At 58.8% G+C, this 13083-nt stretch carries 11 protein-coding genes; 1 reads left to right on the top strand and 10 read right to left on the bottom strand.

Annotation, left to right across the window (positions count from 1 at the left end):
• Window positions 1-92: 92 nt before the first annotated feature.
• Window positions 93-2363, bottom strand: a complete 2271-nt coding sequence (gene rlmKL, locus ACQKP4_RS12280; RefSeq protein WP_427633427.1) for a bifunctional 23S rRNA (guanine(2069)-N(7))-methyltransferase RlmK/23S rRNA (guanine(2445)-N(2))-methyltransferase RlmL — start codon at window positions 2361-2363, stop codon at window positions 93-95.
• Between the two features lie 532 nt (window positions 2364-2895).
• Here rlmKL and rmf point away from each other — a divergent pair.
• Entirely contained in the window at window positions 2896-3111 is a 216-nt protein-coding gene (gene rmf / locus ACQKP4_RS12275; RefSeq protein ID WP_003223300.1) for a ribosome modulation factor, read from the top strand.
• Window positions 3112-3429: 318 nt separating this feature from the next.
• Here the strand turns inward: rmf and ACQKP4_RS12270 are convergent, their stop codons facing one another.
• The 9 genes from ACQKP4_RS12270 to ppsA all read right to left on the bottom strand — a co-directional run bounded on the left by ACQKP4_RS12270 (window position 3430) and on the right by ppsA (window position 12810).
• Window positions 3430-4449 (bottom strand): quinone-dependent dihydroorotate dehydrogenase, encoded by a 1020-nt coding sequence (locus tag ACQKP4_RS12270; protein WP_427633425.1) that lies wholly within the window; start codon window positions 4447-4449, stop codon window positions 3430-3432.
• A 295-nt stretch (window positions 4450-4744) separates the two neighbouring features.
• Window positions 4745-5794: an OmpA family protein gene (locus tag ACQKP4_RS12265; protein ID WP_427633423.1), complete on the bottom strand. Its 1050-nt coding sequence runs from the start codon at window positions 5792-5794 to the stop codon at window positions 4745-4747.
• Window positions 5795-5901: 107 nt separating this feature from the next.
• A complete protein-coding gene (gene sigX, locus ACQKP4_RS12260; protein ID WP_010456518.1) occupies window positions 5902-6492 on the bottom strand; it encodes an RNA polymerase sigma factor SigX in 591 nt (196 codons plus the stop codon).
• 87 nt (window positions 6493-6579) lie between these two features.
• Window positions 6580-7404, bottom strand: coding sequence for a mechanosensitive ion channel family protein (locus ACQKP4_RS12255; protein WP_007944522.1), 825 nt, complete (start codon window positions 7402-7404; stop codon window positions 6580-6582).
• A 2-nt stretch (window positions 7405-7406) separates the two neighbouring features.
• On the bottom strand, window positions 7407-7655 hold the full coding sequence (locus tag ACQKP4_RS12250) for a hypothetical protein (RefSeq protein ID WP_007944521.1): 249 nt from the start codon (window positions 7653-7655) through the stop codon (window positions 7407-7409).
• Between the two features lie 63 nt (window positions 7656-7718).
• Complete coding sequence (locus ACQKP4_RS12245) at window positions 7719-8714, bottom strand: zinc transporter ZntB (protein ID WP_427633420.1); 996 nt, start codon at window positions 8712-8714, stop codon at window positions 7719-7721.
• A gap of 24 nt (window positions 8715-8738) precedes the next feature.
• Window positions 8739-9230 carry a ribonuclease E activity regulator RraA gene (rraA, locus tag ACQKP4_RS12240; protein WP_427633418.1) on the bottom strand — a complete coding sequence of 164 codons (492 nt, stop codon included), beginning with the start codon at window positions 9228-9230 and terminating at the stop codon, window positions 8739-8741.
• A 121-nt stretch (window positions 9231-9351) separates the two neighbouring features.
• Window positions 9352-10341: an alpha/beta fold hydrolase gene (locus ACQKP4_RS12235; protein ID WP_427633416.1), complete on the bottom strand. Its 990-nt coding sequence runs from the start codon at window positions 10339-10341 to the stop codon at window positions 9352-9354.
• 93 nt (window positions 10342-10434) lie between these two features.
• On the bottom strand, window positions 10435-12810 hold the full coding sequence (gene ppsA, locus ACQKP4_RS12230) for a phosphoenolpyruvate synthase (protein WP_427633414.1): 2376 nt from the start codon (window positions 12808-12810) through the stop codon (window positions 10435-10437).
• Window positions 12811-13083 lie beyond the last annotated feature (273 nt).

Below are 13083 nucleotides of genomic sequence, written 5' to 3'. Positions count from 1 at the left end.
GAGTTATAGCCATTAGCCACTAATTTGGCTAGCAGAGAAAGGAGCCACGAGCCTTAAAAATCAAGGCTCTGTGGATCCAATCGCCTCAAAGGTCAACGGGCCGTGATTTTCCAGGCGCGGTGGATCTTGCCGTTACGGGCGAAATCCGGATCGAGGGTCTGAGCGGTGATCTCTTCAACGGCGTAACGCGTGGTCAGGTTTTCCTCCAGTTCGAACTTGCGGAAGTTGTTGGAGAAGTACAGCACGCCGCCCGGCGCCAGCCGCGCCATGGCCAGGTCAATCAACTGCACCTGATCGCGCTGCACATCGAAGATCCCTTCCATGCGCTTGGAGTTGGAGAACGTCGGCGGGTCGATGAAGATCAGGTCGAACTCGTCACGGCAGGCGTCCAGCCAGACCATTACGTCACTCTGCTCCAGACGGTTCTTGTCGGAGAAACCGTTCAGCGACAGGTTGCGCCGCGCCCAGTCGAGGTAGGTTTTCGACAAGTCGACGCTGGTGGTGCTGCGCGCACCGCCCTTGGCCGCGTGAACGCTGGCGGTCGCGGTGTAGCAATAGAGGTTGAGGAAGCGCTTGCCGGCCGCCTCTTTCTGGATGCGCATGCGCATCGGGCGGTGATCGAGGAACAGGCCGGTGTCGAGGTAATCAGTCAGGTTGACCAGCAGCTTCACGCCGCCCTCGTTGACCTCGACGAACTTGCCCTGTGCGGCCTGGCGTTCGTACTGCTTGGTGCCGCTCTGACGCTCGCGGCGCTTGACCACCACGCGGCTCTTATCGATGTTCAAGGCTTGCGGAATCGCGGCCAGGGCATCAAACATGCGGGCCGAGGCTTTTTCCGGGTCGATGGATTTCGGCGCGGCGTATTCCTGGACGTGAACCCAGTCCTGGTACAGGTCGATGGCCATCGAGTATTCCGGCATGTCGGCGTCATACACGCGATAGCAGTCGATGCCTTCACGCTTGACCCACTTGCCCAGCGCCTTGAGGTTTTTTTGCAGACGGTTGGCAAACATCTGCCCGCCTTCGCTCAAGCGCGGTTGTTCGATTACCACCGGAGCCGGTTTGATCGGGTTGCCGTTCTTGTTGTACTTCTCGTATTTACCCGGTGCGACGTCGTTGTCGGTGACTTCGACTTCAGCTTGTTCACGCTCGACCTGCCGCTGTTCGGGGGTGCGACGTTCGCCGGTGACGAACTGGTCCGGCGTGACTTTGATCAGCAGCAACTTGCACGGCAGCGCGCCGTTCCAGAACGAATACTGCTTGTGGCTGCGAATGCCCATGCGCTTGCCCAGGTCCGGGGCGCCGGTGAACACCGCGGCTTCCCAGTTCAAGCACGCCTGACGCAGACGCTCGCCCAGGTTCTGGTAGAGGTAGAGCAAGCTCGCCTCGTCGCCCAGACGCTCGCCATAGGGCGGGTTGCAGATGACCAGGCCCTTTTGGTTCTGGTCCGGGCGCGGCTCAAACGTACCGACCTCGCCCTGGTAGATCTTGATCCACTCGCTCAGGCCGGCGCGTTCAACGTTGTTGCGGCCCGGTTGAATCAGGCGTGGGTCGGCTTCGTAGCCGCGAATCCACAGCGGTGGCTTGGCCAGACCGGCAGCGGCGCGCTCGGTGGCTTCTTCGTGGAGTTTTTTCCACAGCGCCGGGACGTGGCCGAGCCAAGCGGTAAAGCCCCATTGCTCGCGACGCAGGTTCGGCGCCATATCGGCGGCGATCATCGCGGCTTCGACGAGGAACGTACCGACACCGCACATCGGGTCAGCCAGTGCGCCGCCATCGGCCGCGATACGTGGCCAGCCGGAGCGGATCAGGATCGCCGCCGCGAGGTTTTCCTTGAGCGGCGCGGCGCCCTGCTGCAAGCGATAGCCGCGCTGGTGCAAGCTGTGGCCCGACAAGTCGAGGGAGAGAATGGCTTCGCCACGGTCCAGGCGCAGGTGGATGCGCAGGTCCGGGTTGAGTTTGTCGATGGACGGACGGTCGCCTTGCGGCGTGCGCAGTTTGTCGACGATGGCGTCTTTGACTTTCAATGCGCCGAAGTGGGTGTTATCGATGCCCGAGCCGTGGCCGCTGAACTCGACGGCCAGGGTGCCGTCGTTGAGCATGTGGTCTTGCCACTCGATGTCGAGCACGCCGTGGTACAGATCTTCGGCGTCCTTCATCGGGAAACGCTTGAGCACCAGCAGCACCCGGTTCGCCAGACGCGACCACAGGCACAGGCGATAAGCGGTTTCCATGGTCGCCATGCCGCGCACGGCAGAGGTGTGCTCACGTGCTTCTTCAAGGCCAAGCCCGACGGCTTCCTCGATCAGCAGGCCTTCGAGGCCTTTGGGGCAAGTGAGGAAGATTTCGAATTGATCGGACATGGGAATTTCAGAGCCTTTGGCTAAGTGAACCGACAACGCATTGCCGGCCCGGTTTTCAATCAGGCGCTTTTCTAAGAGAGCGCCCGCGTGGCACGAAGGTGTGCCGTCCCACCCGTGCTGCTCAGGTCAGAAGAGCTTAGATGCACGGGCAGATAAAAAAGTTGATGTCACAAAATGTCATAACTCGACCCTTCGTCGAATAATGCACCGCTACAACGCGAGGCATTCTCACTAAAGGATTAACCCCATCATCCTGCGGGGGGCTGATCATACAGGGCTTTGACCAATAAATACGGGACTTACATCGCGTTACTTATGGCCATAGCATCTTTATGGTTACGTCCTTATGACAAAACGATCATTCCCTCGATGTGACGCATTGGTTAGAAATCAACACAGGTTGACGCCGCAACGGCGTCAACACCTTGGCTCGCGACGCCGGCAGCGAGCCCCAACAGCAGAAGTTTTTTTCTGCTTGGCCTCGATTGAGGTCAACGCGATAAATACAGTCAACAAGTGAGGGCAACACCCTATGAGAAGACTTAAGCGTGATCCGTTGGAAAGAGCATTTTTGCGCGGATATCAATATGGCGTTGGTGGCAAATCCCGTGAGCTTTGCCCATTTACTCTACCGTCGGTACGCCAAGCCTGGATTAACGGCTGGCGAGAAGGACGCGGCGACAACTGGGACGGTATGACCGGCACTGCGGGAATCCACAGACTCAACGAACTTCACGCCGTCGGCTAATGAAAGGGCTAACACACTCCGACACGACAATCTGATGGCTGCATGAATTAACCACGCACGTCCCATCCGGGCGGCGGGCTCCGGCCCAGGGGCACCTTCGAGGTGCCCTTTTTTATGGCCGTGAAACGTACGCTGAACCCCTGTGGCGAGGGGGCTTGCCCCCGTTGGGTGGCGAAGCCGCCCCATGGATTCCTTCAGGCATAACTCGCACACAGGTTTTGCGACGGCTTCGCCGTCGAACGGGGGCAAGCCCCCTCACCACAAAAGGCCCCTGGCAACAAAAGCCTCCCTGCCTCCAAAGCCCGCTGCCACAGCGGTTTAGCGCAAGGCAGCTATGGCGTCGACGGACTCACGAATCAGCGCCGGGCCCTTGTAGATGAAGCCCGAATACAGTTGCACCAGGCTCGCGCCCGCAGCGATTTTCTCAGCCGCGTGCTTGCCTTCCGTGATGCCGCCCACAGCAATGATCGGCAAACGACCCGCCAGCTCCGAGGCCAGCACCTTGACGGTGTGGGTGCTCTTGTCACGCACCGGCGCGCCGGACAAACCGCCCGCCTCGTCACCGTGCTCCATGCCTTCGACGCCTACGCGGCTGAGGGTGGTGTTGGTGGCGATGACCGCGTCCATCCCGGTGTCGATCAATGCTTGCGCGACCTGGGCGGTTTCTTCATCGGTCATGTCCGGTGCGATCTTGATCGCCAGCGGCACATGTTTGCCGTGTCGCAACGCCAGTTCGGCACGACGGGTCGCCAGGTCGGCCAGCAATTGCTTGAGCGAATCACCAAATTGCAGGCTGCGCAGGCCCGGCGTGTTGGGCGAGCTGACGTTGACCGTCACGTAGCTGGCGTGGGCGTAAACCTTGTCCAGGCAGATCAGGTAATCGTCGACCGCGCGCTCAACCGGCGTGTCGAAGTTCTTGCCAATGTTGATACCCAGCACGCCCTTGTACTTGGCCGCCGCCACGCGGGCCAGCAGGTGATCGACGCCAAGGTTGTTGAAGCCCATGCGATTGATGATCGCCTCGGCTTCCGGCAGGCGGAAAATCCGTGGTTTCGGATTGCCCGGCTGCGGACGCGGGGTAATGGTGCCGATTTCGACAAAACCAAAACCCAGCTGCGCAAAACCGTCGATGGCCGCGCCGTTCTTGTCCAGGCCGGCCGCCAACCCTACCGGGTTCGGAAACTCGAGACCCATGACGCTCACCGGCATTTTCGCCGGAGCTTTGCACAGCAACCCGTTGAGGCCCAAACGCCCGCCCGCGCCGATCAGGTCCAGAGACAGATCGTGGGAGGTTTCCGGGGAGAGTTTGAACAGCAGCTGACGGGCCAGGGTGTACATGGGCGGTTTTGACTCGATTGGCGTAAAAAGAGGCGGCGATTATAGCCGGGCATCGGCGGTGCAAGCGAGGCGCGCGGCAAAATCAGCGAGCGATGGCAGCTTCGAACTCAAGAGCCCGACGATCCTGGAGATTGGCGCGGTGCTGGCTTGCGCCGCTTCCCCCTGTGGGAGCGTGGCTTGCCCGCGATGACGGTCGATCAATCGGCCTGAACGGCTCTGATGCGGCTCTGGTTAGCAAATCGCAGACAAAGAAAAGCCCGGCCTAGGCCGGGCTTTTCTCAGAGCTGCGGGCTAATTACTTAGCTTGAGCTTCAACCTGCGCTTCTACGCGACGGTTAACAGCGCGACCAGCTTCAGTTTTGTTGTCAGCAACTGGGCGGGATTCGCCGTAGCCAACAGACTGAACGCGGGAAGGTTGAACACCGTACTGGTTGGTCAGAACTTGTTTAACGGCGTTTGCACGACGCTCAGACAGTTTCTGGTTGTAAGCGTCAGGACCGACGTTGTCGGTGTGACCTTCAACAGTAGTGGTGGTCGATGGGTACTGCTTCATGAAGTCAGCGAGGTTTTTGATGTCGCCGTAGCTGTTAGGCTTGACTACCGACTTGTCGAAGTCGAATTTCACGTCCAGCTCAACACGAACAACTTCAGCAACTGCCGGGCAGCCATCAGCGTCAACAGTTACGTTGGCTGGGGTGTCTGGGCACTTGTCAACGTTGTCGCACACGCCATCGTTGTCGCTGTCGGAGCAGACTTCAGCCGGAGCTGGAACTGGTGCAGCAGCAGGCTTGGAGCCGCCACCGAAGTTCACACCAAGACCGACGGTAGGAGCGTAGTCCCACTTGCCGTTGTCCAGTTTGTAGTCAGCTTCAACGCCAGCACGGGCGTAGAAGTTGTCAGTGAAGTACAGCTTGGCGCCAGCGCCAACGCCTACGAAGGTCGACTGATCACGACCGCTGTGACCGTCGGCCTCAACGTTGGTCATGCTCTTGTGGCCAACGCTACCTTCAACGTATGGACGCAGCATGTCGCCTGGGTTGTTGAAGTGGTACTGGGAGAACAGTTTGAAGTTATCGCTCTTGATCTTCTGGCTACCGGTACCGTCGTTCGAACGGGTGTAGTTGCCTTTGTCGTAGCCCAGACCGACCAGCACGTCGTCGGTAATGAAGTAACCGATACGGGCGCCAGGGTTCTGACCGTCTTCAACGTGCTTTACGCTGTCGTTGTACTTCTTCTGGTAGAACAGCTCGCCTTCAACTGCGCCTTGGCCTTGTGCCAATGCGCCGACCGAAGTAGCGGCAATAAGAGAACCAATGGCCAAGCCCAAGGTGTTTTTCAGTTTCATCCGTTAAATCCCCATCTGGTGATTGTGAAGCAGTCCCGCAAACCGGGGGACAACTCGGCGGCAAGTCTATCAGAACTTGCCTACACGTAAGAGATATTTGCGCCGAACTAAGTTTCAGCAATGCCTGCAAATTTCTCACGCAATTTATCAAGAGCACGTTTGTAACGCATTTTTGTCGCACTCAAACCCATATGCATGATATCCGCGATCTCTTGAAATTCCAGTTCTGCGACAAATCGTAGCACCAGGATTTCACGGTCAATCGGGTTCACATACACCAGCCAGCGATCGAGTCCACCCTTGTCCTCGGGCTTCGGCGTCTTTTCTTCGGACGCTTCCTCGAGGGGGTCCAGACTCAAAGCGTCCATCAAGCGACGCTTTCGCCGTTCCTTCCGATACTGCGTGATGCATTCGTTGTACGTGATGCTGTATAGCCATGTCTTGAACTTCGATTTCCCCTCGAAGTTCTTCAAGCCATACAACACCTTAAGCATCACTTCTTGACAGACATCGTCTGCATCGCGATCGTTCCCAAGATATCTCGCGCAGACGTTAAATAATGTTCGCTGGTAACGCCGCATCAGTTCTTCATAGGCACGCGTCACGTGAAACAGCTCGGTATGCGAGCGCGCGACCAACTCCTCATCAGAGAGCTCGCGGGGGTCGTAGCGCGTGGAGAGCGATTGAGCTTTATTCAAAACAAGTCGGGCCGACAGTCAGGTCAATGTCCGCCGCAGCCCTTTCAGGGCATTTTGCGGCGGCATACATTAGCAGGGTTTGCCGGATTAGCGGCTACTCACATGCTGTTCCAGCAGGATCCGATTGGAAAGAGAGACTAGCTCACCCTCATCGGTCAGCAATGTGGTTTTAACCGTGCCGATCTCCTCGATCTGACCTTCGACCTCACCAACACGCACTTGTTGCCCAACCTCATACAGCTCACGCACATAGATTCCCGCGAGAATCTGACCGGCAATTTCCCGGCTTCCCAACCCCATGGCCAGCGCAACCGCCAGACCAACGGTAATCAATACGATGACGATCACGTGGTTGAGCAGATCAGTCTTGACCTCCAACTGGCTGATCGCGACCGAAATACTGATGATGATCACCAGGCCCTGGGCGATTCGCCCCAGACCCGACGCATAATCCAGCCCTACCCCTTCGGCGGCCCCGCGCACCAGGCCATTGGCCAATTGCGCGAGCAACACGCCCACCAACAACACCAGCGCGGCGCCAAATACTTTCGGCAAATACAGCGCAAGCATATCCAGCGTAGCTGAAACTCGTTCGAGCCCAAGGGATTCTGCGGCCGAAACCAGAAAAATCAGCAGGACGAACCAATAGACGATTTTGCCGATCAGGGTCGAGATCGGGACTTGCAGGCCGGCACGGGACAGCAATTTGGTCAGACCGGTGCCACCCATCAGGCGATCAAGGCCCAGCTTGGCGAGCAACTTCGACAGCAAAGTGTCCAGAAGTTTCGCCACCACAAAACCCAACAGCAGCACCACCAGTGCGCCGAACAGGTTCGGGATGAAATTCGCAACCTTTGTCCATAACGCAGTCATTGCAGTGACGAGGCTCTGTGTCCAGAGATCAAGTTCCATATTCAATCAGCCTTATCAGCAGTGCGAACGGTAGGTTTACGGTGACGGGAAACCGGCGAGACATGGGCCGATCCGTTATTCAAGGCAATCATCAGCGCGGGCAACCAGCGGCCCAGCAGGCTGAACAGATCACCAGCGCCGACCTGACGGTTGGCGGTTTTCAGGACACGCCCCAAACAGGCATCGTCGTCGCGGGTGGACGGCGAGGCGTTCAGCATGTCACGCAAAGACTGTTCAAACGGATCGTGCATACGCACCTCTCGTGATGTCTGTGAAAGACGCGGCAAATTTTGCCCGGGTCACATGGCGCATTGTCAGACCCAACGCAAACGTCGGAATAACCACCACTGCCCGAGCGCCACCGAGACCATCATCAGGCACGCAATCAGGAAGCCATACGGGCTGGCAGAGAATGGAATCCCCCCCACGTTTATCCCCAGAAGACCGGTCAGAAAACTCATCGGCAAAAAGATCCCGGTGATAATTCCGAAGCGGTACATCGTGCGGTTCATGCGCACGCTCAAACGTCTGTCTTCGGCCTCGAGGACCAACCCCACCCGCTCCCGCGTCAATTCCAGCTCTTCGAGATAGCGGGTCAGGCTGTTGTTCAATTCGTTCCAGTAATCACCATCGTCATCGACAAACCAGGGCAGTTTTATCCGCGTCAGTTGTCCGAAAATTTCCCGCTGCGGCGCCAGAAAACGTTTCAACGCTGCCGCCCTGCGACGGATCTGCAAAATGGCGCCATGCTCCGGTGTATACCGTTCGTCGGCATCCAGCTTTTCTTCTTCCTCGTCGACGATTTCCGAGAGGCAAGTGATCAGATCCTGCACCTTGTTGGTGAGGTTCTGCGCCATGTAAAGGATGAGTTCGGAAGCCGTTTTCGGCCCTTTTCCGGCCTCAAGCTGCACCAGCAATTCATCGGTGGCACGCAACGGACGCAAACGCAGGGAAATAACCCGCTGCGCCGACGCGAAAATCCGCACCGAGACCATGTCTTCCGGTTCTGCACCCGGATTCAAATTCACCCCGCGCAAAAATAGCAGCAGTTCGCTGTCCGAAAGCTGTAAAAGTCGCGGACGGGTGTTTTCTTCGAGCAGCAGGTCGCAACTAAATTCGCTCAGACCGCTGGATTTACGCAGCCAGGTCTGGGTTTGTGGATGACTGCGATCCCAGTGCAGCCACAGGCTTTCATGCGCCTGTAGCTGCAAGTCATCGAGTTCAGTCCGGGCTATCGAACGCGCACCGCCGCTACCGTCCAGCACCAGGGCATGCACCAGGCCCCACTGCGCGTTTTCTTCCTCGAACATCCGCATCCCTTGGTCGGTTATCGCTTATTCAGGCATTTTCAGCGGGCTGGGCGAGATGATCACGCCATTGTTGTCCGCATAGATGTAGTGGCCCGGGTGGAACGTCACGCCGGCAAAGGTCACGGCGACGTTGAGATCGCCGATGCCGCGCTTGTCGGTTTTCATCGGATGGCTGGCCAGCGCCTGAACGCCGAGGTCGGTTTGCGCGATGACGTCGACGTCGCGAATGCAACCGTAAATCACCAGCCCTTCCCAACCGTTTTTCGCCGCTTTCTCGGCGAGCATGTCGCCCAGCAACGCCCGGCGCAATGAACCGCCGCCGTCGACGACCAGTACCTTGCCGTCACCTTTGAGCTCGACTTGCTCCTTGACCAGTGAGTTGTCTTCGAAGCACTTGATGGTCACGATTTCGCCGCCGAACGAATCACGGCCGCCGAAATTGCTGAACATCGGTTCCAGCACCTGCACCAGCTCCGGATAGGCGTCGCACAGGTCAGGCGTGAGGTAATGATTCATCGAGAAACTCCTGTAAAGAGGAAGACAATCGAGTGTGTCGCAAAGTGACCAGAACAGCTCAAGGCGTCATATCTTAGCCGCATGCCGATCAGAGCGAAATGCCCTTGTCAGGGCATCGCGCTCAGACGGCTGCCGCCAAATCCGGGTTTTCTCCCAGCAGCGGCGTTTGCTGATCGGCCAGCCAACGCGCCACCAACGGCCAGACGTCCGTTTGCGCGGCTTTGCTGACCAGCATTTCCACGTGGCCGAAATTATCGCCAAAGCCCCGTTCGCGGCCCAGGTTGATGAATTGCTTGTGCTCGGAGCCGAGCTGATCGAACAACTTGCGGCACGCCCACGCTGGATCCTGATGATCGCCGACCGCACTCACCGCCAGAATCGGCATCTGGACGTTGGCCAAACCCGCCCACCAATCCTTGTCGGCATCGCCAAAACGCCCGAACAGGCCGTACCAGCGCATGCTTTCCAGGGCCAGGCCAATCGGCTCGTCCTCCGGGCCGCGCTTGAGTCGTGTACCCGACAGCTGCGCAAAGCGCTTGAGAATGAAGCGTCCGCTCCATTCCACCGGCGGAATCTTCAGCGGCCAATAGGTGCGGCTGACCTGCGTGCCGAAGAATGCCGCAGACGCCACCACTGGCTCGCCGATGTATTCGCCGCCCAATGCCGCCGCCAGCGTAATCCCGCCCAGCGAGTGGCCGAGCCAGTGCGGGATCTGGCCGCTCTGCTCACGCACGAACGCGCCAATGGCCGGCAGGTCGTAACGAGCGTAGTCGGCAACGCGATTCTTGCGGTAATTCTGATTGCGCTGGGACAGGCCATGACCGCGCATTTCCGGAATCCACACATCGAATCCCAACCGCGTCAGGTAGGCGCCCAGCCCCAGCCCTTTCGGGGAGAACCAGAAACGGCGATTGGAGAAACTGCCGTGAAGCAAAATGACCGGAACGCCGCGCGCCTCGGAGCCGTCCGCCATGCCCAGGCGCGTGACGGCCAGCTCGACGGTGCCGTCAGGACTGTTGCCCGGTTTCAAACGGTAAACATCTTCGCTCAGATCACCGCGTCGTTCGGCGCTGATCAGGGCGACAGGAAATAGGTTGCTGCTGCTTTGCATAATGCTCTTGCACAAAAAAGGGCGGCATCCAGAGGAGCCCGCCCTACATGAATCAAAAGGGGTCGGTCAGTGACCGGCCCCTTCACTCACCGATCAAGCCTGAGCCTGACCTTCGGCCAGGAAGAACCAGGTTTCCAGCACGGAATCCGGGTTCAACGACACGCTTTCGATGCCCTGTTCCATCAGCCATTTGGCCAGGTCCGGGTGGTCCGAAGGGCCCTGACCGCAAATGCCGATGTACTTGCCTGCCTTGTTGCACGCCTGAATCGCGTTGGCCAACAGCTTCTTGACCGCTGGATTACGCTCGTCGAACAAGTGCGCGATGATCCCGGAGTCACGGTCCAGGCCCAGCGTCAGCTGAGTCAGGTCGTTGGAACCGATGGAGAAGCCGTCGAAGAATTCGAGGAATTCTTCCGCCAGGATCGCGTTGGACGGCAGTTCGCACATCATGATCACGCGCAGACCGTTGTCACCACGGGCCAGACCGTTTTCGGCCAGCAGGTCGACGACCTGGCTCGCTTCGCCCAGGGTGCGAACGAACGGCACCATGATTTCAACGTTGGTCAGGCCCATCTCGTTGCGCACGCGCTTGAGGGCGCGGCACTCGAGTTCGAAGCAGTCACGGAACGATTCGCTGATGTAACGCGACGCGCCACGGAAACCCAGCATCGGGTTTTCTTCTTCCGGCTCGTAGAGCTTGCCGCCGATCAGGTTCGCGTATTCGTTGGACTTGAAGTCCGACAGACGCACGATGACCTTTTTCGGGTAGAACGCTGCTGCCAGGGTGCTGATGCCTTCGACCAGTTTCTCGACGTAGAAGCCGACCGGGTCGTTGTAACCGGCAATGCGCTTGTCGACGCTGTCCTTGATGTCCTGCGGCAGGCCGTCGTAATTCAACAGCGCCTTGGGGTGAACACCGATCATGCGGTTGATGATGAATTCCAGACGGGCCAGGCCCACACCGGCGTTCGGCAGTTGCGCGAAGTCGAAGGCGCGGTCCGGGTTGCCGACGTTCATCATGATCTTGAACGGCAGATCAGGCATCGCGTCCACGGAGTTCTTCTTGATGTCGAAGCCCAGTTCGCCTTCGAAGATGTAGCCGGTGTCGCCTTCGGCGCAGGACACGGTCACGCCCTGGCCGTCTTTCAACAGCTGGGTCGCGTTGCCGCAACCGACCACGGCCGGGATGCCCAGCTCGCGAGCGATGATCGCCGCGTGGCACGTACGGCCGCCACGGTTGGTGACGATGGCGCTCGCGCGCTTCATGACCGGTTCCCAGTCCGGGTCGGTCATGTCGGATACCAGCACGTCGCCCGGCTGGACTTTGTCCATCTCGGACACGTCCTTGATGATGCGGACCTTGCCGGCGCCGATGCGCTGGCCGATGGCGCGACCTTCAACCAGCACGGTGCCGGTTTCTTTCAACAGGTAACGTTCCATGACGTTGGCCTGGGTGCGGCTTTTCACGGTTTCAGGACGGGCCTGAACGATGTAGAGCTTGCCGTCGTCGCCATCTTTGGCCCATTCGATGTCCATCGGGCACTTGTAGTGCTTTTCGATGATCATCGCTTGTTTGGCCAGTTCGCTGACTTCGGCGTCGCTCAGGCAGAAACGTGCGCGATCGGCCTTGTCGACGTCGATGGTCTTGACCGATTTACCGGCCGTGGCGACTTCGCCGTAGATCATCTTGATGGCTTTGCTGCCCAGGTTGCGACGCAGGATCGCCGGACGGCCAGCGGCCAGTGTGTGCTTGTGGACGTAGAATTCGTCGGGGTTCACCGCGCCCTGAACGACGGTTTCACCCAGGCCGTAGGCGCCGGTGATAAACACCACGTCACGGAAACCCGATTCGGTATCGAGGGTGAACATCACGCCGGCAGTGCCGGTTTCGGAGCGGACCATGCGCTGTACGCCGGCCGACAGGGCTACCAACTTGTGGTCGAAGCCCTGATGCACGCGGTAGGAAATCGCGCGATCGTTAAACAGTGAGGCGAACACCTCTTTGGCGGCGCGAATGACGTTTTCGACACCACGGATGTTCAGGAAGGTTTCCTGCTGACCGGCGAAAGAAGCGTCCGGCAGGTCTTCGGCGGTAGCGGAAGAGCGCACGGCCACGGCCATGTCAGGGTTGCCGGCCGACAGCGTGGCGAACGCGGTACGGATCTCGGCGTTGAGCTTCTCGGGGAATTCGGCTTCCATGATCCATTTGCGGATCTGGGCGCCGGTCTTGGCCAGGGCGTTGACATCATCGACGTCCAGGGCGTCGAGGGCGGCGTGGATCTGATCGTTCAGGCCGCTCAGTTCCAGAAAATCACGATAAGCCTGAGCTGTCGTGGCGAAGCCACCGGGCACCGATACACCGGCACCTGCAAGGTTACTGATCATCTCGCCCAGGGATGCGTTCTTGCCCCCTACGTGCTCTACATCATGGACGCCGAGCTTATCGAGGGAAACTACGTACTCTACCAAGGTGATCTCTCCACTAACTGTGTTGGAAAAGCTCAGAAGCCGGCGGCTCGGGGGAGCGTTTGCCAGCTGTATGGCCTGGACCTGGAAAATAAGTGAGAATGCGGGCCATTGGCGGCCAGCAAATCGCGCCTATCATATCCAAGAATGATCATTAGCTTAAGGCCCAAGGTGCAAATGAAGTTGATCACCCAGCCGCCCTCCACCTTCCAAAGCTCACCTGCAATTCGGGCAGGCCTGAACTTGGTGATGCACGGATGGCCGCACGGTTTTTCT

This window comes from Pseudomonas sp. NPDC086278 (genome assembly GCF_050280905.1).
In the GTDB taxonomy this organism is placed as follows: domain Bacteria; phylum Pseudomonadota; class Gammaproteobacteria; order Pseudomonadales; family Pseudomonadaceae; genus Aquipseudomonas.
Note: the sequence above shows the minus strand (reverse complement) of the source record. Positions and strands in the feature narration are given on the sequence as shown.